The 24,131-nt window shown below is 70.7% G+C and carries 26 protein-coding genes, 1 tRNA gene and 1 other RNA gene; 15 read left to right on the top strand and 13 right to left on the bottom strand.

Annotated elements, in window-relative coordinates:
• Positions 1–2 precede the first annotated feature (2 nt).
• On the bottom strand, positions 3–791 hold the full coding sequence (locus tag RL72_RS15815; protein WP_045251830.1) for a CoA transferase subunit A: 789 nt from the start codon (positions 789–791) through the stop codon (positions 3–5).
• Positions 792–894: 103 nt separating this feature from the next.
• Between RL72_RS15815 and RL72_RS15810 the strand changes: the two genes are divergently transcribed.
• The 5 genes from RL72_RS15810 to RL72_RS15790 all read left to right on the top strand — a co-directional run bounded on the left by RL72_RS15810 (position 895) and on the right by RL72_RS15790 (position 4,696).
• Positions 895–1,692 (top strand): IclR family transcriptional regulator, encoded by a 798-nt coding sequence (locus tag RL72_RS15810; protein ID WP_045251829.1) that lies wholly within the window; start codon positions 895–897, stop codon positions 1,690–1,692.
• Positions 1,693–1,737: 45 nt separating this feature from the next.
• Positions 1,738–2,169 carry a MarR family winged helix-turn-helix transcriptional regulator gene (locus tag RL72_RS15805; RefSeq protein ID WP_045251828.1) on the top strand — a complete coding sequence of 144 codons (432 nt, stop codon included), beginning with the start codon at positions 1,738–1,740 and terminating at the stop codon, positions 2,167–2,169.
• The gene (locus RL72_RS15800) at positions 2,166–3,395 is read left to right on the top strand and encodes an MFS transporter (protein ID WP_045251827.1); all 1,230 of its coding nucleotides are present in this window, start codon (positions 2,166–2,168) and stop codon (positions 3,393–3,395) included. The genes RL72_RS15805 and RL72_RS15800 overlap by 4 nt, the downstream gene beginning before the upstream one ends.
• A 98-nt stretch (positions 3,396–3,493) precedes the next feature.
• Positions 3,494–3,769 carry a hypothetical protein gene (locus RL72_RS15795; RefSeq protein WP_045251826.1) on the top strand — a complete coding sequence of 92 codons (276 nt, stop codon included), beginning with the start codon at positions 3,494–3,496 and terminating at the stop codon, positions 3,767–3,769.
• 15 nt (positions 3,770–3,784) lie between these two features.
• On the top strand, positions 3,785–4,696 hold the full coding sequence (locus RL72_RS15790) for a TolB family protein (protein ID WP_045251825.1): 912 nt from the start codon (positions 3,785–3,787) through the stop codon (positions 4,694–4,696).
• A gap of 25 nt (positions 4,697–4,721) precedes the next feature.
• Here the strand turns inward: RL72_RS15790 and RL72_RS15785 are convergent, their stop codons facing one another.
• Positions 4,722–5,117 carry a DUF6855 family protein gene (locus RL72_RS15785; protein WP_045251824.1) on the bottom strand — a complete coding sequence of 132 codons (396 nt, stop codon included), beginning with the start codon at positions 5,115–5,117 and terminating at the stop codon, positions 4,722–4,724.
• Positions 5,118–5,191: 74 nt separating this feature from the next.
• Positions 5,192–5,267, bottom strand: a tRNA-Lys gene (locus RL72_RS15780).
• A gap of 164 nt (positions 5,268–5,431) precedes the next feature.
• On the opposite strand from RL72_RS15780, the gene RL72_RS15775 reads away from it, so the two are divergent.
• Both RL72_RS15775 and RL72_RS15770 read left to right on the top strand, forming a co-directional pair.
• Positions 5,432–6,256, top strand: a complete 825-nt coding sequence (locus RL72_RS15775) for an inositol monophosphatase family protein (RefSeq protein ID WP_045251823.1) — start codon at positions 5,432–5,434, stop codon at positions 6,254–6,256.
• Entirely contained in the window at positions 6,256–6,834 is a 579-nt protein-coding gene (locus tag RL72_RS15770) for a hypothetical protein (RefSeq protein ID WP_045251822.1), read from the top strand. The genes RL72_RS15775 and RL72_RS15770 overlap by 1 nt, the downstream gene beginning before the upstream one ends.
• A 92-nt stretch (positions 6,835–6,926) precedes the next feature.
• On the opposite strand, the gene RL72_RS15765 is transcribed toward RL72_RS15770, so the two are convergent.
• Entirely contained in the window at positions 6,927–8,300 is a 1,374-nt protein-coding gene (locus RL72_RS15765) for an Nramp family divalent metal transporter (RefSeq protein ID WP_052674464.1), read from the bottom strand.
• A gap of 281 nt (positions 8,301–8,581) precedes the next feature.
• Here RL72_RS15765 and RL72_RS15760 point away from each other — a divergent pair, with 281 nt between their 5' ends.
• On the top strand, positions 8,582–8,914 hold the full coding sequence (locus RL72_RS15760) for a DUF7882 family protein (RefSeq protein ID WP_045251821.1): 333 nt from the start codon (positions 8,582–8,584) through the stop codon (positions 8,912–8,914).
• Between the two features lie 36 nt (positions 8,915–8,950).
• Positions 8,951–9,409, top strand: a complete 459-nt coding sequence (locus RL72_RS15755) for a GNAT family N-acetyltransferase (RefSeq protein WP_045251820.1) — start codon at positions 8,951–8,953, stop codon at positions 9,407–9,409.
• 128 nt (positions 9,410–9,537) lie between these two features.
• On the opposite strand, the gene ssrA is transcribed toward RL72_RS15755, so the two are convergent.
• Together ssrA and RL72_RS15750 are read right to left on the bottom strand one after the other, a co-directional pair.
• Positions 9,538–9,907, bottom strand: a transfer-messenger RNA (tmRNA) gene (ssrA, locus tag RL72_RS19605).
• Positions 9,908–10,086: 179 nt separating this feature from the next.
• Positions 10,087–10,440: a hypothetical protein gene (locus RL72_RS15750; RefSeq protein WP_248700495.1), complete on the bottom strand. Its 354-nt coding sequence runs from the start codon at positions 10,438–10,440 to the stop codon at positions 10,087–10,089.
• A gap of 105 nt (positions 10,441–10,545) precedes the next feature.
• Here RL72_RS15750 and RL72_RS15745 point away from each other — a divergent pair, with 105 nt between their 5' ends.
• Positions 10,546–11,202: an SIMPL domain-containing protein gene (locus RL72_RS15745; RefSeq protein WP_045251818.1), complete on the top strand. Its 657-nt coding sequence runs from the start codon at positions 10,546–10,548 to the stop codon at positions 11,200–11,202.
• A 28-nt stretch (positions 11,203–11,230) separates the two neighbouring features.
• Here RL72_RS15745 and RL72_RS15740 read toward each other — a convergent pair whose 3' ends face one another.
• Together RL72_RS15740 and hflX are read right to left on the bottom strand one after the other, a co-directional pair.
• On the bottom strand, positions 11,231–13,177 hold the full coding sequence (locus RL72_RS15740) for an MSCRAMM family protein (protein ID WP_045251817.1): 1,947 nt from the start codon (positions 13,175–13,177) through the stop codon (positions 11,231–11,233).
• Positions 13,178–13,232: 55 nt separating this feature from the next.
• Positions 13,233–14,738, bottom strand: a complete 1,506-nt coding sequence (gene hflX, locus RL72_RS15735) for a GTPase HflX (RefSeq protein ID WP_045251816.1) — start codon at positions 14,736–14,738, stop codon at positions 13,233–13,235.
• Between the two features lie 74 nt (positions 14,739–14,812).
• Here hflX and RL72_RS15730 point away from each other — a divergent pair, with 74 nt between their 5' ends.
• Positions 14,813–15,454, top strand: a complete 642-nt coding sequence (locus RL72_RS15730) for a class I SAM-dependent methyltransferase (RefSeq protein WP_045251815.1) — start codon at positions 14,813–14,815, stop codon at positions 15,452–15,454.
• A gap of 27 nt (positions 15,455–15,481) precedes the next feature.
• On the opposite strand, the gene dapF is transcribed toward RL72_RS15730, so the two are convergent.
• Positions 15,482–16,354, bottom strand: coding sequence for a diaminopimelate epimerase (gene dapF / locus RL72_RS15725; RefSeq protein ID WP_045251814.1), 873 nt, complete (start codon positions 16,352–16,354; stop codon positions 15,482–15,484).
• Between the two features lie 131 nt (positions 16,355–16,485).
• On the opposite strand from dapF, the gene RL72_RS15720 reads away from it, so the two are divergent.
• Together RL72_RS15720 and RL72_RS15715 are read left to right on the top strand one after the other, a co-directional pair.
• Complete coding sequence (locus RL72_RS15720; protein WP_045251813.1) at positions 16,486–17,106, top strand: ClpP family protease; 621 nt, start codon at positions 16,486–16,488, stop codon at positions 17,104–17,106.
• A 1-nt stretch (position 17,107) separates the two neighbouring features.
• The gene (locus tag RL72_RS15715; protein ID WP_045251812.1) at positions 17,108–17,752 is read left to right on the top strand and encodes a ClpP family protease; all 645 of its coding nucleotides are present in this window, start codon (positions 17,108–17,110) and stop codon (positions 17,750–17,752) included.
• Here the strand turns inward: RL72_RS15715 and RL72_RS15710 are convergent.
• Positions 17,734–18,105 carry a helix-turn-helix domain-containing protein gene (locus tag RL72_RS15710; RefSeq protein ID WP_082072447.1) on the bottom strand — a complete coding sequence of 124 codons (372 nt, stop codon included), beginning with the start codon at positions 18,103–18,105 and terminating at the stop codon, positions 17,734–17,736. The genes RL72_RS15715 and RL72_RS15710 overlap by 19 nt on opposite strands.
• A 166-nt stretch (positions 18,106–18,271) precedes the next feature.
• On the opposite strand from RL72_RS15710, the gene RL72_RS15705 reads away from it, so the two are divergent.
• Positions 18,272–18,523, top strand: coding sequence for a DUF4242 domain-containing protein (locus RL72_RS15705; protein WP_045251811.1), 252 nt, complete (start codon positions 18,272–18,274; stop codon positions 18,521–18,523).
• 16 nt (positions 18,524–18,539) lie between these two features.
• The gene (locus RL72_RS15700; protein ID WP_045251810.1) at positions 18,540–21,107 is read left to right on the top strand and encodes an ATP-binding protein; all 2,568 of its coding nucleotides are present in this window, start codon (positions 18,540–18,542) and stop codon (positions 21,105–21,107) included.
• Between the two features lie 27 nt (positions 21,108–21,134).
• On the opposite strand, the gene RL72_RS15695 is transcribed toward RL72_RS15700, so the two are convergent.
• From RL72_RS15695 to miaB, 3 genes are read right to left on the bottom strand one after another with little or no spacing between them, the layout of a single operon-like run.
• The gene (locus tag RL72_RS15695; RefSeq protein WP_045251809.1) at positions 21,135–21,578 is read right to left on the bottom strand and encodes a GNAT family acetyltransferase; all 444 of its coding nucleotides are present in this window, start codon (positions 21,576–21,578) and stop codon (positions 21,135–21,137) included.
• Positions 21,571–22,500, bottom strand: coding sequence for a tRNA (adenosine(37)-N6)-dimethylallyltransferase MiaA (gene miaA / locus RL72_RS15690; RefSeq protein WP_045251808.1), 930 nt, complete (start codon positions 22,498–22,500; stop codon positions 21,571–21,573). Before miaA ends, RL72_RS15695 begins: the two co-directional genes overlap by 8 nt.
• 47 nt (positions 22,501–22,547) lie before the next feature.
• Positions 22,548–24,095, bottom strand: a complete 1,548-nt coding sequence (gene miaB / locus RL72_RS15685; protein WP_045251807.1) for a tRNA (N6-isopentenyl adenosine(37)-C2)-methylthiotransferase MiaB — start codon at positions 24,093–24,095, stop codon at positions 22,548–22,550.
• Between the last annotated feature and the right edge of the window lie 36 nt (positions 24,096–24,131).

The following is a 24,131-nucleotide window of genomic DNA, read 5'->3' as shown; positions in this document are numbered from 1 at the left end:
GTTCAGGCCTCCCCTGCCGCGTCGGCCGCGGGACGCACGGTGCGCCGCTCGATGCGCTTCTCGATGTCCGGGCCGACCTCCACGATCCGGTGCACGAACACGCCGGGGAGGTGCACGCCGTCAGGATCCAGCTCCCCCGGCTCGACGAGTCGTTCGACCTGGGCGATGCAGATGCGCCCGGCCATCGCGGCGAGCGGATTGAAGTTGCGCGCGGCCTTGTTGAAGATCAGGTTCCCGTGCCGGTCTCCGAGAGCCGCGTGCACGAGCGCGAAGTCGGTGGTGATCGCCTCTTCGAGCACGAAGTCTCGCGGCACGCCGTTCACGGGGAAGGCGCGCACGTCCTTCGGCGGCGAGGCGACCGCGATCGACCCGTCGCTCGCGTAGCGCCGCGGCAGTCCGCCCTCGGCGACCTGGGTGCCGACGCCCGTCTGCGTGTAGAACGCGGCGATCCCGGATCCGCCCGCCCGCAGCTTCTCCGCCAGGGTGCCCTGCGGGGTCAGCTCGAGCTCGAGCTCGCCGGAGAGGAACTGGCGTTCGAACTCCTTGTTCTCGCCCACATACGACGAGGTCATCTTGCGGATGCGCTGCGCCCCGAGCAGCAGCCCGAGCCCCCAGTCGTCGACCCCGCAGTTGTTGCTGACGATGCTGAGTCCCGACGTCCCCTGATCCAGCAGCGCTTGGATCAGTGCGCTCGGATTGCCCGAGAGTCCGAATCCTCCGACGGCGAGCGATGCGCCGTCGGGGATGTCGGCGACCGCGTCGGCGGCGGAAGCCCATTGCTTGTCGATCACACGTCACTCCTTCGTGAGAGTCCCCCTCCACTGTGCGCCGCGCCGTCGGCGTCCTCAAGCGCACGCTTGCCATGTGGACGGGATGCTCGGTAGCGTCCACATCATGGAACAGCCGTCGACGGTCAAGCGCTCGGTGCCGGGCGCCCAGGCGATCGCGCGCGCCGCGGAGCTGCTCCGCCTGGTGACCGCCTCCCCCGAGGGCGCGGCCCTCAATCAGCTCGCGACGACCTCGGGCCTCAGCCGCCCCACCGTGCACCGGCTGCTGTCCGCATTGCGGGCGGAGGGGCTCGTGGACCAGGATCCGCACACCGCGCGGTGGATGCCGGGACCGGAGCTCTATCTCATGGGAACAGTGGCCGCGGCGCGCTACGACATCACCGAGATCGCGCGCGACATCGTGCGATCGCTCGCAGTGAAGACCGAGGAGAGCGCGTTCCTCTCTGTGCGCAGGGCGGACGAGACGGTATGCCTGCTGCGGGAGGAGGGGGCGTTCCCGATCCGCTCCTTCGTGCTGAGCGAAGGCGTGCGGTTCCCCCTCGGCGTGGCCAGTGCCGGCCTCGCGATCCTCTCCTTCCTCCCCGACCACGATGTGGATGCCTACCTTTCCCGGCACCCGGAGCTGAGCGAGCGCTGGGGGCGCACCCACGCCGAGCAGCCGCTGCGCCGACGGCTGGAGGAGACCAAGGCGCGCGGGTACGCCGTCAACCCCGGCCTCATCGTCGAGGGCAGCTGGGGCATGGGCGCGGCTGTGTTCGACCGCGACGGACGGCCGGAGTGGGCGCTGAGCCTCACCGGCGTGGAGTTCCGGTTCGGCCCGGATCGATTGCCCGCGCTCGGCCGCACGCTGCTCGCCCACGCGCACCAGCTCTCCGCACGCATCGCCGGCCGCGCCGCGCGCTGACGCGCCCGCTTGCCATTTACATACCGACAGATATATACTTTTGGTATGAATCACGGCGAGATCCTGCAGTCGATCGTGTTCTCGACGCACGCGCTCACCCGTATCGCCGCCCAGGAAGCCGGGAACGACGCTCCTGCGGCGCAGTGGCGGGCGCTGAGCCTGCTCGACGGCAATGACGGACAGCGCGTGGGAGAGCTGGCAAGGGCCAGCAGGACCACGCAGCCCGGCATGACCCGCCTGCTCGGGCAGCTCGAGCAGGACGGCCTGGTGCTCCGCTCCCCCGACCCCGAGGACTCCCGGGCGACGGTGGTCACGATCACCGACGCCGGGCGCACCCTGCTGCACGCCTGGCGCGACGAGATCCAGCGGATCCTCGCCCCCCGATTCAGCGACCTCGACGACACGGACTGGAACCACCTCGCCCGCGCCGCGGAGATCCTGCACACGCATTCGCTTCTGGAAAGGACAGCACGTTGAGTTCCACCGGTTCCTCGGTATCCATCTGGAGACAGCCCGCTCAGGTGTGGGCGGTCGCGTTCGCCTGCGTCGTGGCGTTCATGGGCATCGGATTGGTCGACCCGATCCTGCCCGCGATCGCCGAATCGCTGAAGGCCACCCCCGTCCAGACGGAGCTGCTGTTCACGAGCTACCTGCTCGTCACCGGAGTGGCGATGCTGTTCACCAGCTGGATCTCCAGCCGGATCGGCGCCAAGGCGACCCTCCTGGTGGGACTCGCCCTCATCGTGGTCTTCGCGCTGTTCTGCGCGCTGAGCGGCAGCGTCGACGCCATCATCGGCTTCCGCGCCGGCTGGGGACTCGGCAACGCGCTCTTCATCTCCACCGCTCTCGCCACGATCGTCGGCGCCGCCAGTGGCGGCTCCAGCGCGGCCATCATCCTGTACGAGGCGGCGCTGGGCCTCGGCATCGCGATCGGCCCGCTGCTCGGCGGCCTGCTGGGCGAGGTCGCCTGGCAGGGTCCGTTCTTCGGCGTGGTCGTGCTCATGGCGATCGGCTTCATCGCGGTGCTCACCCTGCTGCGCGGCCCGTTCGAGAAGCGCGAGCCCGTGCCGTTCTCCGCGCCGTTCAAGGCGCTCGGCCGTCCCGCGCTGGGCGTGCTGGCGGTCGCCGCGCTGTTCTACAACATCGGATTCTTCGTGCTGCTGGCGTTCTCGCCGTTCCCGCTCGGATTCAGCGCCATCGGCATCGGTCTGACCTTCTTCGGCTGGGGCATCGCGCTGGCGGTCACGAGCGTCTGGGTCGCGCCGATCCTGCTGCGCCGCATGCCCATCACCCGGATCATCCTGTTCGTCCTGCCCCTGCTCGCCGTCGACCTGGTCGTCGCGGGGATCCTGGTCGCGATCCCGATGGCCCTGGTGATCTGCATCATCGTGGGCGGTCTGCTGCTGGGCATCATGAACACCGTGCTCACGGAGGCCGTGATGGAGGCGACGGATCTGCCCCGTTCGGTGGCGTCGTCGGCGTACTCCGCGGTCCGCTTCATCGGCGGCGCGGTGGCCCCGCCCCTCGCCGCCCTGCTGTCGCACCTCTGGGGCGACACCGTGCCGTACCTGTTCGCCGGGGTCTCGGTGCTCATCGCGGCGCTCGTGGTGCTGCTCGGCCGCCGGGCCCTCGCCCACATCGACCGCGGCTCGCACGACGTCGCGGAGGATGCGGAGGCGATCCTCATCGGCGACGCCGCCTGAGAGGATCAGCGCCTGCCCGAGGCGCCGCGAACCGCCCGTCCCGCACAACGCTGCGCGGGACGGGCTTCGTCGTCGGCGGCGGGGCATACGCTGGAGACATGCTCATCGGTGTCATCCGCCCCGTCGAATCCGCCACCCACACCGTGCAGGCCGAGGAGCTGGACGAGATCCAGGCCCTCCTCGCGGCCCAGACTCCGGAAGGCTGGCAGCTCGCCTCCGCGCCGGTCGCGATGGCGAAGAAGGACACGATCCTCACCGCCGAGGGCACGATCGTCCGGCGCGACGGCGTGCAGGAGATCGAGGCCGACGACCTGACGGCGCTCGAGGCCAAGGTCCCCGAGGGGTATCAGCTGCTCTCGGTACGCGCGGTCTGACCGGATCCGACGACGATGGACGACGCGGCAGCGACCGACGGCGGCCTGCTTCCCGGCCAGACCTCACGGATCCGCGTGTGGGAGCGCGCCACGGGCGCGATCCGCACGGTGCACGCGTCCCGCTCTCGACGCTATGAGGCGCCGAACTGGACGAAGGACGACCGGCTCCTGGTGAACGGCGACGGGCGGCTCTGGCTCCTCCCCGCCGACGGCTCCGGGGCACCGGAGGCGATCCCGGCCGTCGGTCTTCCCGAGGCCAACAACGATCATGTCCTCTCCCCGGACGGCCGCACGGTGTTCGCCTCGGCCCAGGACTGGCACATCTGGACTCTGCCGCTCGACGGCGGAGCGGCGCGGCGGGTGACTCGGGACGACGGCGGGATGCACTTCCTGCACGGCGTCAGCCCTGACGGCACGCGCCTCGGCTACGTGCGCCTCGACCCCGAGGGTGAGAACTGGTGGGCGTCGGCGACGATCCACACGATCGGCGTGGACGGTGACGACGACGTGGCCGTCACCACGGACCCGGGCCCGGCCGACGGCTGCGCGTGGACCCCGGACGGCGAGTGGATCGTCTTCAACACGGAGCAGTTCTCCCAGGCCCCGGGGCATGCGCAGCTGGCGCGGGTGCGACCGGACGGCGCGGAACTCGAGCAGCTCACCTTCGACGACCGCGTGAACTGGTTCCCGCACGTCGCACCGACCGGCGACGTCGCCGTCTACCTCAGCTATCCGCCGGGCACCGTGGGGCACCCCGCCGACCTCGCGGTCGAGCTGCGCCTCGTCTCCGTGGACGACTGGACCCGGCCGACGACGATCGTCGCACTGCACGGCGGGCAGGGCACGATCAACGTGCCGAGCTGGGCGCCTGACGGATCCGCGTTCGCGTTCGTCGACTATCCGGTCGCGGACCCGAGCGAGCCCTGAGCCCGATCACGCGGCCGGCGGGCGGTCAGATCGCGCGGACGCGGTTGTTGCGGGCGTTGTGCTCGAGCTCGACGAGGCCGAGGGCTTCGAGCAGCGGCGGAAGGTACATGCCGAAGCGCCCGCGATAGCCCTTGCGCAGCCCGTACCAGCCGCCGACCGGATTGTCCTCGGCGCGGCCGAACGCCTCGACGGTTCCCGGCACCGCCGGCTTCTGCTCATCGGCTGCACCCAGCGGCACCCAGTCGCCCTGAGCGGCCAGCCACGCATGCAGGTCCTCGATCGCCCGGGCCTGGTAGCGAAGAGTGGTCGAGCCCACCTTACAGACGAGCTCGTCCCCCTCCCGGTGCATCGTGTACTCGCTCGAACCCGGCGCTGTGCGAAGCAGCCACGGGCTCTCCGCCGTTCCGTCCCCGTCGGTCATGGCGCGAGTCTAGTGGCGATGAGGAGCATGCAGAAGGCCCGGTCGGAGGTGAATTCCGACCGGGCCTTCTGTGCTGGTGCACCCCCAGGGACTTGAACCCTGAACCCACTGATTAAGAGTCAGTTGCTCTGCCGATTGAGCTAGAGGTGCTCGGCGGGCCGGTTCCCCGGCCGAGGAATCACATTACCAGCGGATCCGACGGAAGCGAAATCGGCACCGCTTCCCCGTGCATCCCTGGCGTGTCGTCAGCCCGGAGTGCGCTCTGGGCCGCGTCCGACCAGGCTTCGCTCACCGCGCCCCCGTATCCTGGTCGGGTGCCTGAGACCCGCGCCGCCGCCGACTTCCAGAGCGACCTCGACCTCGCTCTCCGCCTTGCCGATGCCGCCGATGCACAGTCGCTGCCGCGTTTCGACGCCGCGGATCTGAGCGTCTCCCTGAAGGCCGACCGCTCTCACGTCACCGATGCCGATCTGGCGACGGAGCGCGCGATCCGCGCGATCCTGCAGACGGAGCGCCCGGAGGACGGGATCCTGGGCGAGGAGTTCGGCACGTCGGGCGATGCGCATCGTCAGTGGGTCATCGACCCGATCGACGGCACCGCGAACTTCCTGCGCGGCGTCCCGATGTGGGGCACCATGATCAGTCTCGCGATCGACGGCGTCGCGCGCGTCGGCGTGGTCAGCATGCCTGCGCTCGGACGGCGCTGGTGGGCGGCGCCCGGACTCGGTGCGTGGGCGTCGACCGACACGGAGCCGCGCGCGATCCGCGTCTCCGACGTGGCGAGCCTCGACGACGCGAGCGTGAGCTTCCAGAGCATCGCGCAGTGGGATCAGGCGGGCCACCTCGACACCCTCATCGCGCTGAGCCGTCGGGTGTGGCGTGATCGCGCCTACGGCGACGTCTTCTCGTACATGATGCTCGCCGAGGGCCGCATCGACATGGTCGCGGAGTTCGACGTCAAGGAGTACGACATCGCCGCAGCATTCGCGATCGTCACGGAGGCCGGCGGCACCGCGACCGCCTTCGACGGGACGCCCACCCTCGCCGGGCGCTCCGCTCTCGCGACGAACGGCGTGCTGCACGACGCGTTCCTGGTCCAGCTGCACGGCCACGACGACCATCCGGCGGCCGATCGCTGATGCGCTCCGCCACCCGGGTGCTGGCAGCGCTGGGAATGACGGTCGTCGCCCTCGCCGGGGCGACGGCCTGCAGCAGCGGGCACTCCCCCGTTCCGGCCACATCCTCCAGCCCCGGAACCCGCGTCACGGCATCGCCCACGCCCTCGCCCGACGCCACCGACGCCCCTGCGGCGTCTCCGCGCCCGCTGGACTGCGAGACCCTCATCCCCGCCGACACCGTCGCGGCTCTGCACAAGCAGGGTTGGTCCGCGGCGCAGCGGGATTTCGCCTTCGGTCCGGATCCGGTCCCGAGCGGCATCGCATGCCTGTGGGCCGATCCGACCACCGCCTCCGACCACGGCCTGCTCTACGGCTGGGCGCCGATCTCGGGGGTCGACGCGGCGGCGCGCGAGGCCGAGCTCGTCTCGGAGGGCTGGATCCGCGAGGACAGCGACCGCGGTGTCTACATCACGGCCGATCCGCGCACCGCCCTCAGCAAGGACGCGGACGGGTACGGCATGACCTACCTGTTCGGACGCGGCTGGGTGTCTGTGTCCGACACCAAGCAGGGCCTGATCCTGATCGACCCGAAGGGCTGATCACCTTCCCCAGAGCGAACGCCCCACCGGTCTCGCCGCCACGTCTGCTCCCTTGTGCGCCATGGCCCGAGCGTACGCGGTTGCGCCGGCGGTCACCCGCCCGCGATCGTGTACCAGACGCCGTACGCACCGGCGACGCACATGATCGCCGTGGTGAGCCACCCCAGCGTCGCCGCGAGCCTGCCGTTGCGGTACTTGCCCATGATCGTGCGGTCGCGCGAGATCAGCATGATGATGATCAGGAAGGGCCCCGCCGCGATCCCGTTGACGATCGCGCTGAGCACCAGGAGCCCGATCGGGTCGGTGGAGACGACCGCGAGGATCGTCCCGCCGATCATCCCGATGCCGAGGAGCACGTAGAACAGAGGCGCGCGACGGGGGCTCTTGTCCAGCCCCCAGTTCTTGTTCATGAGCGCGGAGAGCCCGGCTGCTCCGGCGGCTGCGAGCACGGGGACGGCGAGCATGCCGGAGCCGATGAACCCGAGCGCGAAGAGGACGCTGGCGAAATTGCCGGCGATGGGCTCGAGCGCCTTGGCGGCTTCTGCCGCGCTGGAGACGGTCTTGTGGTGGGCGCCGAGGGTGGCGGCGGAGGAGGCGATGATCGCGAACATGATGAGGACACTGAACGCCATGCCGGTGAACACGTCGACGCGTCCGTTGCGCAGCCTGCGGCGCGCTTCTTTCGCGGGGCGTTCTTCGAGAGCGGGAGCGTCGTCCCCGCCGCGCTTCTCCTCCTCGAGCTCTTCGACGCGCTGCGCGGACTGCCAGAAGAACATGTACGGGGAGATGCTCGTCCCCAGCACCCCGACGGCCAGACCGAGGTACGCCGGCGAGAGCTGGAACTGGAAGCCCGCAAGGCCTGTGGCGACGCTGCCCCAGTTCACGTGCGTGGCGAAGAGCACGGCGATGTAGACGAGCAGCACCAGGCACAGCCACTTGAAGATCTTCCCGATCAGCTCGAACGAACCGAGCATCACCGTCACGAGGATCACCAGGCCCGCGACGATGCTCCAGATCCAGGCCGGCCCGGCGTGGAGGAGCTGCATGCCCTGACCGATCGCGTTGAGGTCGGCGGCGAGATTCAGGCAGTTCGCCGCGATCAGTGCGACGATCAGCACTCCGACGGCGATGCCCACGCTACGACGGAACCTGCGGCGGATCAGCCGTCCGAGACTGTCTCCGGTCGCCAGGGTCATCCGATCGCAGATCTCCTGCACCGCCATCATCAGTGGCAAAGAGAGCGGAACGGTCCACAGCAGTCCGTTGCCGAACGTCGCCCCGGCCTGCGAGTACGTCGCGACGCCGGAGGGATCGTCGTCTGCGGCGCCGGTCACGAGGCCCGGCCCCAGCACGCGAAGGAAGCGGATCACGGGATTGCGCTTCGACTGCTGGTCCGCCTCTGGCCCGTCTTCTCGCGGCGGCGTGAGCTCGGGCTCGGATCCGGCAGTGGGATCGATGACGGCCATTCGGGACTTCTTCCGCGCAGACTCGGGCTCAGGTGCACCCGGCAGACGGCACGCTACGACCCCGGCGGGGAGCACCGACATGGGCTTGTGGACCGGCGAAGGCATGCACTACGGACCGGGGGTGGGAATGCGCCGAGCCTGACCAGGACACGGCGTCAATCCCCTCCCCTCACGGCCTGATCTGTGCGAGTCTGAGAACACTCACCACACAGCGATCATCGTGGTCGTGCCTCTTGGCAACGGGTTTCCGTGGCGACAACAGGCGAAAACGGTGAACCCTCATGGGTGTACTTTTCTATGGCAGCGCCGAGCATCCGATCGAGATCGACGACGTCGCCCTCGCACACCTCAAGGTCGTGATCGCGACCAAGCTCCGGCGCAACGAGAGCTTCACGCTCTCCTGGCAGCACGACGACGACCAGCCGCGCGGTCGCTCCACGATCTGGCTGCACCCGTCGATCCAGCTGCGGTTCGAGTTCGAAGAGCCGACCCCGCCGCCGCTGGACCCGGCCAGGATCCACGCCTACGCGACGTCCGCGAACACCTCCGGCGGTGTCCTCATCCCCGAGGAGCACATCCTCGGCCCCGGCGTGCGTCAGCTCGTGAACGCCTGAACGGCCGGCTCCCCGACGCTGTGGCACGATCGAGGGATGCGGACCGAACAGCCTGGCGTATCGATCAGGCCGGTCGCCGGCCCGTCCGAATACGCTCGGCTCGTCGAGATCTGGCGCAGCGCCGTCCGCGCGACGCACGACTTCCTGGCCGATGAGGACTTCGCTCGTATCGAGAACAGCCTCGCCTCGTCGTACTTCCCCGCGGTGTCGCTGGTCGTCGCTGAGCGCGACGGACGGCTGATCGGATTCGCCGGAGCCGCCGACGGCAACCTCGAGATGCTGTTCGTCTCCGACGAAGCTCGGGGAACGGGTGTCGGCACGCTCCTTCTCCAGGACGTCATCGAGCGATTCGCGGTCACGCGCGTCGACGTCAACGAGCAGAACGCCGGCGCGCACGGCTTCTACCGGAGCCGCGGCTTCACGCAGACGGGACGGAGTGAGCTCGACGGAGACGGCCGCCCGTACCCGATCCTTCATCTCGAGCTGAGCCGGTGAGACGCCGGAACCTCGTCCGAATGATCTGACCGCGGGGCCGCTGCCTGGTGGGTGAGCCCGGAACGCGATGAGGCCCGCCTCCGCAGAGTTCACTGCGGAGGCGGGCCTCATCGATTACGACAACGGTCTGGTGGAGCTGGGGGGAATCGAACCCCCGTCCAACGCTGAGTCTCCACGCCTTCTCCGGGCGCAGTCTGTGCAGACGTTCTGCTCGGCTCCGACCTTTGTCACAGACACCTAAGTCGACAAGCCCAGCCTGGGAAGAGTCCCACGTGACGTCCAGACGCCGTCACGCAGCAAGATTCCTAGATGACGCCAGGATCCGTATCGGAATCACATACGGCCTGACGGACTATCGGGCTCGCTTACGCAGCGAGGGCGAAGTCAGTGCGCTTTGCATTGGCACTTATTGTTTTGCAGGGAGCGTTCACGAGATAACCCTGCATCCTCGGCCCGCTTCTCGTGGATTCACAGGCGCTGTCGAAACCGATCAGCCCCGTGGACCTTCTTGCGAAGGAACCGTTGTCGCACTGTTGACTTACCAGCGGGCGCCGCAGCGCCCGAGCATCACAGACTACAACGGATCCGAGGGCCGCGCCATTCCGCGCGGGTCGAGACGGTGCCCCGGCGTCGCCGCCAGGGCACCCTTGCCGATCAGCGACCTCTGCGTCGCCCGATCACTTGCCGCTTCCGTTGCACGCCACTCCCGGTGACGGCACGAACTCCTTCAGGCCGGCTTTCACGAACGAGCCGTAGGACTGCACGCCGTGATACCTGTCGACCCCGCCGGGACTCTGGTTCCCCCGCACCGCGATGGCGTCGTCATCGAATCCGGGAGGGTTGTTCTCGACCGAATCCGCTCTGTCCAACCCGGAATAGGCGCATTCGGACGAGGCGTGGGACGGGCCGGAAGTCGGGTCTCCGTTCCCGTTCGTCTCGCCTGCAAAGGCCGCGCTGGATCCCGCTGCAACGAGCCCCAGCGCGATCGCACAGCCGATCGCCAGTCGTTTCATCTGATGGTCCTCCTTCACGCAGTTCACCTTCGCCGAGGCGCGGAACTGCGCCGCGGTGGCCGAATTCTACGCGCGTGTCCGCGCCCCGTGAAGGGAGGCCGGCATGTGCCGTAGAGTCACGGCATGAGCGAGGTCGTCATCACCGTCCGCGGCGAGCACGAGGTGCGCGTCGCACCGGAGCGCGCAGTCGTCACGCTGTCCGTCGCACTCGACGGCCCCGACCGGGACCTGGTCGTCTCACGAACGCTGGCGCTCGCAGATCCCGTGCGCGAAGCGCTCGCCGCGCGGCAGAGCAGTGGCGCGGTGGAGACCTGGTCGAGCAGGCGGCTCGCGGTCCGGTCCGAGCGCCCCTGGAGCGGCGACGGCACCCGGCTCGCCCTCGTGCACCACGCGTCGGTCGACTTCAGCGCGACCTTCGTCGATTTCGCCGCCCTGTCGGCCTGGGTCGGCGACGTCTCGGTCGTGGAGGGCGTGTCGATCGACGGAACGCAGTGGATCCTGACGCCGCAGACCCGGGCGCGCATCGAGCAGGAGGTTGCCGCCGAGGCCGTCCGGATCGCCGTCGCGCGCGCCGGCGCCTACGCGACGGCCCTGGGGCTGACCTCGGTCCAGCCGATCGAGATCGCCGACGCGGGACTGCTCGCCGAGGGCGGGGTCGCCGACGCCGCACCGAAGGCGATGCGGGCCTTCGCCGCTCCCGCGAGCCCTGCGGGCCTCGAGCTGCAGGGCGACGACATCAGCGTATCCGCGACCGTCGAGGCTCGTTTCATCGCCGCATAGCCGACCGACACCGTCACGCTGGGAAGACTCACGCCCGTCGGCGCCGAGCGACGATCACGCTGATCGCGCCCGCGAGCAGCAGCATGAGTGCGACGCCGAGCCCCGGGAGCGGTTCCGCCCCCGTCGCCGGCAGCGCTCCCGCGTCTGTGCCGACGGGAGCCGGCGACGGCGAAGACGTCGGCTTACTGGTCGGTGTCGGTGTCGGCGTCGGCGTGACCATCGCGGGCGTCAGCACGAAGTCCTGACCTTCGATGAGCTCACCGGCGTCCGTGATCACGAAGGTGCGGCGCAGCGGCGCCGCACCCGTGTAGCCGTCCGGCACGGTGACCGTGATCGTGTAGTCGCCGGGGGCGAGGTCGCCGAGCGCATAGCTGCCGTCGTCCGCCGTGTTCAGCGTCACAGGGGCGCCGGGTCCGCTGACGGTCACGATCGCTCCGGCATGCGGTGCGCCGCCGTCGTCACTGACGACACCGGCGACGGAGCCGAATCGCGCGAGGGCGAAGTCGACGCCGGTGACGTCGAGCGCGATGACCGTCTCCGACCGCGACGTCGGGCCCGATACGACAGAGCCCTCGGGGGCCCGAACCGTGATCACGTAGTCACCGCTGGGCAGGCGCGGGAAGGAGTACGAACCATCGGCCGCGGTCACCGTCTGCATCGCGCCGTCGGGCCCGTCAGCGGTGACGACCACTCCCCCCACCCCGGATCCGGCCGCCCGCACGACCCCCGACAGCGACGGCAGCTGCTGCAGCACGAAGTCCCGGCCTGTGATCGGCGTCTCATCGTTGTCCGCAACGGTGAACGGGCTCGGCGACGAGACCAGCGCGTACCCGTCCGGAACGGTGATGGTGACGGCGTGCGTGCCCACCGGCACATCATCGATGAGGTAGGCGCCATCGGGGCCTGTCACGACGCTGCGCTGCCCGTCGAGCGTCACCGTCGCACCGGCGATCGGCGTGCCGTGCTGGTCCCGAGCCGTGCCCGAAACCGGTACCGGGACGATGTCGCGCACGGCGAAGTCCGCTGTGCCGTCCGCGGAGGTGACGTCGACGGCGCGCGCCGGCTCGTCGGAGGTCTTGCCCGTCGGGGGCGTGATCACGACGCGGTAGCCGTCCGTGGCGAGCACATCGGGGAACGAATACGTGCCGTCGGTCGAGGTCGTGGTCTCGCCGAGCGCTGCGCCGTCGGCCCCGATCAGACGCACGACCGTCCCGTTCGAAGGACCTCCGGCCGTCGTGTCGGTCACGGTGCCGGAGATCGTTCGCGTGATGGCGGCGAACCAGGTCTGGTACACCGGGAATCCCGCACGCCGGGTGAACGTGAAGGTCAGCGACGAGATCCGTGCGTTCGGCTCGAACCACGCCGCGGCGCCGCTCGTGTCCGTCGCCGTGGCGTTGCCGGTGAGCGTCGTCGTCGCCGCGTCCCAGGTGGGGACGTCGGCCGCGTCACCCGTGCAGGACGGCTTTCCGGCGAGTCCCGGTGCGCAGTAGTTGAATCCGCCGCGGAATCCGAGTTCGGCGGCGGTCAGCGTGTTCCCGCCGGGGCCGATGGCCGTGATCCGGACCTGGTCCGCGTCGATGTCGCCGAGCACGAAGGTCCAGTTCCTTGTCGGCGTGGGACGCGAGAAGCTGTAGGTCGTCTCGGACGGCGCCGTCGGGCTGTCGGCGCGCGGCCGCAGGTTGAGGTACTGCTGATCGCGGCTGCTCCCGTACTTCGCGCCGACATCCGTCGCCGCGGAGAGCCAGACGCTCGCGCCGGACACGACGCCCACCGAACCGGCGCGCGAATCGCTCGTGTACTCGGCCGTGAGCTCCGGCGACGCGATCTGCACGCTGCCCGTGTACGCGCCGCCCGAGCCCGTCATGGCGCTCCAGTCCGCCCAGGGCGTGCCCGTCGCCGCCGAGGCGGGGGCGCCGAGCGCGAGCGCGCCGACGGTCAGGAGAACGACGAGGAGTCCCGAGGCGGCGCGTTTCATAGCCTCATGCTGGCACGCATCGTGCGCCAACCGAAATACCGGTTGGCGCACGATGTCAGACGGCGAAGGGAGCCAGCTCCGCCGCGAGCCTCTCTCCGACGTGCGCGTGGATGCGCGTGCCCGCCTCCTCGTGCGCGACTTCGAGCAGAAGACCGGTCTCATGCACGGCGGCGACGAGGTCGCCCCGGTCGTAGGGCACGACGGCGCGGATCTCGACGGCCGGCTTCGGGAGAGCGTCGTCGATCGCGGCGCGCAGCTCGTCGATCCCCTCGCCGCTGCGCGACGACACGAAGTGCGCGCCGGGCACGAGCCCGCGCAGCACCATCCGCTCGTCGTCGTCCAGCAGATCGGCCTTGTTGAACGCGACGATCTCGGGGATCCCGCGCGCGCCCACGTCGCCCATCACGTCGCGCACCGTCTTGATCTGCCCTGCCGGATCCGGGTGGGATCCGTCCACCACATGAACGATGACGTCGGCGTCGGCCACCTCCTCCAGCGTCGAGCGGAACGCCTCGACGAGCTGATGCGGCAGGTTGCGCACGAACCCGACGGTATCGGTGAGCGTGTAGACGCGCCCGTCTGCGGTCTCCGAGCGACGGACGGTCGCGTCGAGGGTCGCGAACAGCGCGTTCTCGACGAGCACCCCGGCACTCGTCAGCGCGTTCAGCAGGCTCGACTTGCCGGCGTTCGTGTAACCGGCGATCGCGACGGACGGGATCGTGTGGCGCTTGCGCTCGGCGCGCTTGGCCTCCCGGGCCGGCGTGAAGTCGCGGATCTGCTTGCGCAGCATCGCCATCCGCGTACGGATACGGCGACGATCCAGCTCGATCTTCGTCTCACCGGGACCACGGGAGCCCATGCCCGCGCCGCCGGCGCCGACCTGACCACCGGCCTGGCGGCTCATCGACTCGCCCCAGCCGCGCAGGCGCGGGAGCAGGTACTCGAGCTGAGCCAGCTCCACCTGCGCACGACCCTCGCGGCTCTTGGCGTGCTGGCTGAAGATGTCGAGGATCACCGTGGTGCGGTCGATGACCTTCACCTTGACGACGTCCTCGAGCGCTCGGCGCTGAGAGGACGCGAGCTCGGTGTCGGCGATCACGGTGTCGGCGCCGACGGCGGCGACGATGTCCTTGAGCTCCTGCGCCTTGCCGCGGCCGAGATACGTCGCCGGGTCGGGATGCGGACGCCGCTGCAACAGCCCGTCGAGCACGACGGCGCCGGCGGTCTCCGCCAGTGCGGCGAGCTCGCGCAGCGAGTTCTCGGCGTCCTCCTGTGCGCCCTGGGGGTACACGCCGACGAGCACCACGTTCTCCAGCCGGAGCTGGCGGTACTCGACCTCGGTGACGTCCTCGAGCTCGGTGCTCAGGCCCGCCACGCGTCGCAGGGCGTGCCGCTCCTCCAGATCCCACTGCTCGCCGTCGGCCGAGGTGTGCCCGGCGGTGGCCGTGTCCTGCAGCGCCTGCGCGGACCCGAACACGTGGGACTCCGCCCGTCGCTCCGCTGCCTGCAGGACGCGCTCGACCGCGTCGCCGTGCTCGTCTTGTGTCGTGGACTGCGTCATCCGCACCTTTCTCGCGCCCGACGTTTCGTGCGGGCGCCTTAACTTTATCTGGGAGTGTCCGCTACGCTCGCTGCATGGGGTCGGACCACTACTTCACTGCGGCTCCCGCAAGCCCCGAGAACCTCCGCAGGATCAGGGTGACCCTTGCGGGCCGAGAGGTCGAACTCACCACCGCCGCCGGGGTCTTCAGCCCCGACCACGTGGATGTGGGAACCTCCGTGCTCCTCGCCAACACCCCGCCTCCGCCGCCCGGCGGGCACCTGCTCGATCTCGGATGCGGCTGGGGGCCGATCTCGCTGTCCCTGGCGCTCGCCGCGCCGCACGCGACCGTGTGGGCGGTCGATGTCAACGAGCGCGCGCTCGATCTCGTCCGTCGCAACGCCGCCGAACTCGGCCTCGACAATGTCAACGCCGTGACCCCGGACGATGTTCCCGCCGACGTGACCTTCCGGACCATCCGCTCCAACCCGCCGATCCGCGTCGGCAAGAGCGAGCTGCACGACCTGTTGGAGCGGTGGATCCCGCGCCTCGACGAACGCGCCGACGGCTGGTTCGTCGTGAGTCGCAATCTCGGGGCGGACTCCCTGCAGCGCTGGATGGCCGCGACGTTCGACGGCGGCTACAGCGTCTGGCGGGCGACGACCGGCCGCGGGTTCCGCGTGCTCAAGGTCCGCCGCCACGGCACGCCGCGCACCGAGAGCATCGAGCTCCCCTAGCCTCCGGCTCGCCGAAGACGCCCCGGATCAGGCGAGTTCGATCTCGCCGGAGTAGACGAGCTGCGCGGGGCCGGACAGGAACACGTGCTCCCCATCGGCACCCGGGGCCATGGTGACCCGCAGCGTGCCGCCGGGAACCTCCACGAGCCACTCGTCCGGCGCGCCCGCACCCGCCCAGTGCCGCACGGCGAGCGCCGTCGCGGTGATGCCCGTCCCGCAGCTGAGGGTCTCCCCCACGCCGCGCTCGAACACGCGCATGCGCACCCGGCCGATGCCGTCCTGCACCAGGGGCTCCGCCGGGACGACGAACTCCACGTTCGCGCCGTGCTCGGGCATCGGTGCGAGCTCGGGCCCGTGCGTCAGCTCCAGGCCTTCGAGCTCGGCGTCCGAGGCGATCGCCACCACGACGTGCGGGTTGCCCACATCGATGCCGAGGCCGGGGCGCGGCACGCTCAGCCCGGTGGCACGCGCCAGCGGGTCGTGTCCGGACAGGCGCCACGCGCCGATGTCGACGCGGTAGCCCTCCGCGCTGCGGGTGACCGCACGCACGCCCGCGCGGGTGCCGATCAGAAGCGCCGCGCCGTCGTCGAGGTCGGCCAGACCGCTCCGAAGCAGATAGTGCACGAACACGCGGACGCCGTTGCCGCACATCTCCGCGACGGAGCCGTCGGCGTTGCGGTAGTCCATGAACCACTCGGCATCGGGGTGCTCGGCGAGCGCCGCCGTCCCCTCAGGAAGCGCGGAGGAGCGCACCACGCGCAGCAGTCCGTCGGCGCCGATGCCGAAGTGGCGGTCGCAGAGCGCGGCGACCTGCTCCACGCCCAACTCGAGGGATCCGTCGGGATCGGCGACGATGACGAAGTCGTTGCCGGTACCGTGCCCCTTGGTGAATGCGACCATGCGTCGATTCTAGGGTGGCGCGCCTCTGCGCCGGCCGCGGCCGCCCGGGCGCCGCTGTGCACTGCTCACGGCGGATCCGCCGGGAGCAGATCCGCTCGCGCCGCCGTGCCGGGCGGGGCGAGGCTTCCGTCATGACCGATGACATGCCCCGCAACCTCTTCGACGCCGATACGCGCCGCATGCTGCTCGCGCGACGGGTGCTCGTGCTCGACGGAGTGCTCGACGACGACAACGGCGTGCTGCTGATGACCCAGCTGCTCGCCCTCGCCGCCGAGGACCCGCACGCCGACATCACCCTCTGGATCCACTCGCCGGGCGGATCCGTGCCCGCGATGCTCGCGATCCGCGATCTCATGCGCACCGTCCCCTGCGATGTCGCGACCGTCGCGTTCGGCCTCGCCTGCAGCGCCGGACAGTTCCTGCTCTCGGCCGGCACCCAGGGCAAGCGGCGGGCCCTCCCGCACAGCCGCATCCTGCTGCACCAGGGCTCCGCGGGGATCGGCGGCACCGCCGTCGACGTCGAGCTGCAGGCAGCGGATCTGAGGCACACGCGCGACACCGTGCTCGGGCTCATCGCCGACGACACCGGTCAGCCGCTCGAGCGCGTCTTCGAGGACTCCCTGCACGACCGCTGGTACAGCGCCGAAGAGGCGCTCGCCTACGGCTTCGTCGACGAGATCGTCTCCGCGTTCGCCGACGTGCTGCCGCCCCTCACCCGCCGCAGCATCGGCCTGACCGCAGAAGGAGCCTGACATGGCCTCGTTCCTCGTCCCGAACGTGATCGCGACGTCGCCGCGCGGCGACCGCGTGCTCGACGTCTACTCGCATCTGCTCGCCGAGCGGGTGATCTACCTCGGCACCCCGCTGGACGCGGACGTCGCGAACGTGCTCGTCGCGCAGCTGCTGCACCTGGACTCGACCGGAAGCGACCGCGACATCCAGCTGTACATCAACTGCGAGGGCGGGGATCCCAGCGCGATGCTCGCCGTGTACGACACGATGCGCTTCATCCGCTCGGACGTCGCGACGTTCTGCGTCGGCCAGGCCGTGGCCGTCGGCGCCGTGCTGCTCGCCGCCGGGGCGGCGGGCAAGCGCGCGGCGCTCCCGCATGCCCGGGTGATCCTGCACCAGCCCGCCGCGCAGGGACGCGGCACCATCCCGGACCTCATCCTGCAGGCCGACGAGGTCGTGCGGGTGCGCGACAGCCTCGAGCAGATCCTCGTCGCCCACTCCGGCCAGAGCGCGAAGCGACTGCGCACCGACACCGACCGGGATCTGGTGCTGACCGCCGACGGAGCCCGTGAGTACGGCCTCGTCGATCAGGTGGTCGAGCAGGCGCCGCCCGAGCGGAACGTGCCGCGGGAGGCGGGTGATCGGGCTCAGGCCGCGAGCGCGTAGAACGCGCGGGCCGGCTGCGCCGCCGCACGGACCGGCGCAGCCGTCCCCGCGGCGATGCGCTCGGCCACCCCGAGCGTGAGGTCGAGCAGGGTCAGCTCGAGCGCCCCGGACACGGCGGCGAGCATCTCGCTCGACGGCTCCTTGCGCCCGCGCTCCATCTCGGACAGGTACTGCGGCGAGACGCCCGCGCGCTGCGCCGTCTCGGCGAGGGTCTCGCCGCGGTCCGCTCGCGCATCGCGCAGCAGCTCCCCCACCACCGTGCGCCAGAGCCGCTCCGGCTCGGTGCCGCGCGGGGTGCGCTTCTGGTCCTCGGAGGTGCGGTCGATGCGGGGGATCTCGGGGGTGGCGGTCATGGCGCCATGCTAGGCACCGCCGCCGCGATGCCGCGAGCGGATCCGCTCTGAGCAGAATCCCGCGGTCACCCGGGAAAGATGGGTGAGTTCACCGATGCCGCACGGCTCCTCGGGCGCTGGAATCGAGGAGCGGAACGACTCCGCACCCTCACGGAAGGAGACGCTCATGGCGCTCTACATGGATGTCCACACGCTCGACGGCCCGGTCACGATGGCGGATGTCGCCGCCGCGCACGCCGCAGATCTGGCCACGCAGGACCAGCACGGCGTGCACTACCTGCGCTACTGGGTGGACGAGTCGGCGGGCAAGATCTTCTGCCTCGTCGACGCGCCCGATGCAGAGGCCGCGAACACCGTGCACCGGGAGGCGCACGGCCTCGTCGCCGACGAGATCCATCTCGTCAACGAGGGCGTCTGAGCGGTTGAATGGGAGCGTGCTCGTCGAACGAGATGATCTCCTCGCCGAGCTCGTCACCGATCTCGACGACGCGCTCGCGGGATCCGGTCGCGTCGTCCTCCTGGGCGGCGAGGCCGGAGTGGGCAAGACCGCCCTGGTCCGCGCGCTCGCCCGGATGGCCGAGCCGCGCGGTCGGGTGCGGATCGGCGGCGCCGACAACATCACGACACCGGGCGCGCTCGGCGCGTTCCAGGACGCGGTGCCGGAGATCGCGGAGTCCGTCGCCGCGGGCGGGGACCGGATCCGGCTGTTCCGGCGGCTCCGCGATCTGATCGCCGCCACGCCGGGCCTGCTCGTGATCGAGGACCTGCACTGGGCCGACGAGGCGACCCTCGACGCGCTCCGCTTCCTCGCACGGCGCATCGAGCCGGTTCCCGTGCTGCTGGTCGCCACCTTCCGGCATGACGAGATCACGGCCCGGCATCCGCTCACCGCTCTGCTCGGCGATCTCGCCACCGCGACCGAGGTGCGGCGGCTGCTCGTGCCGCCTCTGACGGTCGAGGGGGTCGCGCGGCTCGTCGCCGCTGCGGGCGACGCCGTCGATCCGACCGCGCTGCACCTGCGCACCGGAGGGAACGCGTTCTTCGTGACCGAGAGCCTGGCCGTCCGCGGCGTCGCACTGCCGGCCTCGGTCAGCGACGCGATCCTCGCCCGGGTCGCCCGCCTGACGCCCGCGGCACAGGACGTGGCTGCCGCGGCGGCGATCCTGGGCGCAGGTGCCGATGCCGAGCTGCTCGCCCGCATCGGCGCACAGGACCTGGACGCCGTCGACGAGTGCGCGGACGCCGGAGTGCTGATCGAGGTCGACGGCACCCTGGGCTTCCGCCATGAGCTCGCCCGTGAAGCCGTCGAGCAGAGTCTCTCCGCCGTGCGCCGTCGGCAGCTGCACGGCCGTGCGCTGCGCGCCCTCACCGAACGGAGCCCTGAGGACCATCGCACCCTGGCGCATCACGCGGCGGGCTGCGGGGATGAGGCCGCGGCCGTCGCCCATGCGGTCGCCGCGGCGGAGAGGGCCGCGCACGGGAGCGCCCATCGCGAGGCGGCGGAGCACTACCGGCTCGCGCTGCGGCACTGCGGCGGCGCGACGCGACGCGCGGCGCTGTTCGTGGCCCTCTCCTATGAGTGCTATCTGACCGATCAGCTGCCCGAGGCGCTCACGGCGAGACAGCAGGCTCTCGAACTCCACGAGCTCGCCGGAGACGCTCTGCGCCGCGGCGACGACGAGCGATGGCTCTCCCGCCTCTCGTGGTTCTCCGGGCACGGAGACGACGCGCAGCGATACGGACTCCGGGCCGTGGTCACCCTGGAACAGCTCCCGCCGAGTGTCGAGCTCGCCTGGGCGTACAGCAACTACGCGCAGCTGCGGATGCTCGCCGAGGAGCCGGACGAGGTGGAGCGGTGGGGCCGCAAGGCACTCGAGCTCGCCCGCACGCTCGGCAGCGCGGACATCGAGAGCCACGCCCTCAACAACCTCGGCACGGCCGAGCTCCAGTCCGGCCGAGTGACGCAGGGGCGGCAGGATCTGAATCGCAGCCTCGACATCGCCCGCGCCGCAGACCTGCCGGAGCACGTGGCCCGCGCGTACACGAATCTCGGATCCTCGGCGGTGCTGCAGAAGCGCTTCGTGGACGCGCATGAGGCGCTCGGAGCGGGAATCGCCTTCTGTGAGGACCGTGACCTGGACTCCTGGGCGAGCTACATGGCGGCCTGCCTCAGTCTCGCCCTCGCCGATCAGGGGCGCTTCGACGAGGCGCTGGCCGCCGCCGACCCGCTGCTGGAGCACGTCGGCACGGCGCCGGTCTCCCTCATGCCGGCAGCGGGCGCGGCAGCCCGGGTGCTGGCGCGCCGCGGAGACGACGCGACGCCGAGGCTCGACCTCGCCCTGCGACTTGCCCGCGAGGCGGGCGAGCTGCAGCGCCTCGCCCCGGCGGTGTGCGCCGCCGCCGAGCACGCCTGGCTGTCCGGTGATCCCGGCGCCATCGGGGAGCTGACGGAGTCGACCTGGGCGCTCGCTCTCGCGCATGACGAGGAGTGGGCTGCGGGCGAGCTCGCGTGGTGGCGCATGCTCGGCGGGGCGTCGCATGCGGGCGCTCGGCGGATGGCGGAGCCGTTCGCGCTCATGCTCGTCGGCGATCGGCGGGCGATCGGCATGTGGACCGAACGCGACTGCCCGATCTGGGCCGCGTACGCCGCGATGCTCGATCCCGACGCATCGGTCGCCGACCAGGCCGTGCGCGCACTCGACGGGATCGGTGCCGCCGCGGCGATCGAGGCTCTTCTGCGCACCCGGCGCGAACACGGCCTCGTCCTCCCCCGCCGCCCTCGCGCACAGGCGCGCGGCAATCCGGCGCAGCTCACGGCACGGGAGCTGGAGGTGCTCGGCCTGCTCGGAGAAGGCCTCTCGACCCCCGAGATCGCCGAGCGCCTGATCCTGTCACGACGCACCGTGGAGCATCACATCGCGGCGGTGCTCCGCAAGCTGGGCGAGCCGACCCGAGGCCGCGCCGTCGCGGCGGCGACCCGGCAGGGACTGCTGCCGGTGTGAAGGCCGGATGATCCGCCCGCGCGCGGATCAGACGTCGTGGATCAGACGCTTGCCGGTATTGCCCACCTCGAAGCGCTCGTAGCCGAGCGCGTCGTAGAAGCCCAGCACCCGTTCGTTCCCCGCCCGGACCATGAGCTGCACCTTGGGGCATCCCATCGCGAGGAGAAGCCGCTCGGCCTCGGTGACGAGGGCACGGCCGATGCCGGTACCGCGGAGGTCCGAGGCGCTCGCCAGGTAGTACAGCCAGCCGCGGTGCCCGTCGTAGCCCGCCATCACGGATCCCACGATGCGCTCCGCGCCGCGTGAGAGGTCCTCCGCGACCAGGAAGAGCTCCGGCTGCACGGCGAGCTTGCGTTCGATGTCGGCGCGAGGGTCGTTCCACGGCCGGGTGAGGCCGGCGTCCTCCCACAGCGCGACGACCGCATCCGTGTCGCGCCGCTCGAACGCCCGGATTCCGAATCCGTCAGCCATTCCCGTTCCCCTCCACGATGGCGTCGATGTCGATCGGCGCGAGGGCGTCGAACCACTCCGCCTCGGCGTATCTGCGGAACCACGACACCTGACGCCGCGCATAGCGGCGGGTCAGGGCCTGCGTCTCGGCGATCGCCTCGTGCTCGGTGAGCGCTCCCTCGAGCTGCGCGAGCGCCTGCGCGTAGCCGATCGCGCGTCGTGCGGTGGTCCCGTTCTCGAGCCCTTCGCCACGCAGCCGCTCGACCTCGGCGAGCATGCCCTGCTCCCACATCCGCTCGACGCGGCGATCGAGACGCTCGACCAGCCGGTCCCGCGCGACTCCGAGCGCGAGCACCCGCGAGTCCGCACGCCAGAGCACGGGACGCTCCGGAAGCGCGGCGCCGTGCGTGCGCTCGCCCTGGGCGAGCACCTCGAGAGCCCGCACGATCCGCCGCCCGTTCCGGGGGTCGATCCGCGCCGCGGTCTCCGGGTCCTGGTCCTGGAGACGGGCCAGGAGAAGGCCCGCACCCCGCTCCTCCAGCTCCGCCTCGAGCCGCGAGCGGAGGTCGGGATCCCGCGGCGGGAACCGGAAGTCGTAGAGCACGCTGGACACGTAGAGCCCGGAACCGCCCACGAGGATCGCCTCCGCACCGCGGGACAGGATCTCGCTGATCGCCGCGCGCGCACTCGGCTGGTACCAGGCCACGGCGGCGTCGGCGCTCACTTCGAGCGCGTCGAACAGCTGGTGCGGGATGCCGCGTCGCTCGTGCTCGGCGAGCTTCGCGGTGCCGATGTCCATGCCCCGATACAGCTGCATCGCGTCGGCGTTCACGACCTCCGCGCGACGACCGCGTGCGGCCAGCGCCTCTGCGAGATCGAGCGAGAGGTCGCTCTTGCCGGTGCCCGTGGCGCCCACGATCACCCAGAGCCGCGGCGCGGTCATGCCGGGCGCTTCGGAGACCTCGGAGGCCGGCCCGGCCCCCTCCCCGGTCACACGCCGACGCGGAGCGTCGGCAGGCCGAGGGAGACCGCGCGGGGCTTCCCGTCGGCGACCGGGGCCGGCACCGCGCACGACTCGGACTGGGCACGGTCCCACGCGTCGCCGCCGCGCGTGCGCCGGATCCGCAGCGGTGCGCCGTCCGGCGTGTCCGCAAGCAGGTGGAAGGGCGCGGCGTGCGTGATCGTCACCGTCACCACGTCGCCCGGACGGGGCCTGTCCGATCCTTCCGGCAACTCGAAATGCACCAGGCGGTTGTCCTGCGCACGCCCGGTGAGACGGTGGGTCTCCGCGTCCTTCTTGCCCTCGCCGACGGAGACCAGCACCTCGACCTCGCGGCCGAGCTGCTTCTGGTTCTCCTCGAGCGAGATGCGCTCCTGGAGCGCGATCAACCGGTCGTAGCGCGCCTGCACGATCTCCTTGGGAACCTGGTCCTCCATGGTCGCGGCGGGCGTGCCCTCGCGGATCGAGTACTGGAAGGTGAACGCGCTCGCGAAGCGGGCCTGCTCGACGACGCGCATCGTGTCCTCGAAGTCCTCCTCGGTCTCGCCCGGGAAGCCGACGATGATGTCGGTGGAGATCGCGGCGTGCGGGATCTTCGCACGCACGCGGTCGAGGATGCCGAGGAACCGGTCGCTGCGGTACGAGCGACGCATCGCGCGCAGGATCCGGTCACTGCCGGACTGCAGCGGCATGTGCAGCTGCGGCATCACGTTCGCCGTCTCCGCCATCGCGTCGATGACGTCGTCGGTGAACGCGGCCGGGTGCGGGCTGGTGAAGCGGATCCGCTCCAGCCCCTCGATCTCCCCCGCCGCGCGGAGCAGCTTGCCGAACGCCTGCCGATCGCCGAACTCCACGCCGTAGGAGTTCACGTTCTGCCCGAGCAGCGTGACCTCGATCGCCCCGTCCTCGACGAGCAGGCGGATCTCGTTCAGGATGTCACCTGGACGGCGGTCCTTCTCCTTGCCGCGCAGGCTCGGCACGATGCAGAAGGTGCACGTGTTGTTGCAGCCGACCGAGATCGACACCCAGCCGCTGTGGGCCGAGTCGCGACGGGTCGGCAGCGTGGACGGGAACACCTCGAGCGACTCGAGGATCTCGAGCTCGGCCTCGCCGTTGTGGCGGGCGCGCTCCAGGAGCCCGGGGAGCGAGCCCATGTTGTGGGTGCCGAAGACCACGTCGACCCACGGCGCCTTGTCGAGCACGGCCTGCTTGTCCATCTGCGCGAGGCAGCCGCCGACGGCGATCTGCATGCCGGCGTGCTTGTCCTTGCGACTCTTCAGGTGACCCAGCGTGCCGTAGAGCTTGCCGGCCGCGTTGTCGCGCACCGCGCACGTGTTGATGATGACGATGTCCGCCTCGTCGTCGGCCTCAGCGCGGACGTAGCCTGCGCTCTCCAGCGATCCGGACAGACGCTCGGAGTCGTGCACGTTCATCTGGCAGCCGAAGGTGCGCACCTCGTAGGTGCGCGGGCGCCCGCCCTCGTCGATCGCCGCATCGGAGGGCGCAATGATCGTGGGCTCGGAGAGGGGAATGGTCATAGTGCCTGCCATTCTACTTTCGCCTGGTGGGAATCG

Origin of the sequence: Microbacterium azadirachtae, assembly GCF_000956545.1 — a bacterium.
Taxonomy (GTDB): domain Bacteria; phylum Actinomycetota; class Actinomycetes; order Actinomycetales; family Microbacteriaceae; genus Microbacterium; species Microbacterium azadirachtae.
The sequence above is the reverse complement of the archived record's forward strand: the minus strand, read 5'-3'. Positions and strand labels throughout refer to the sequence as shown.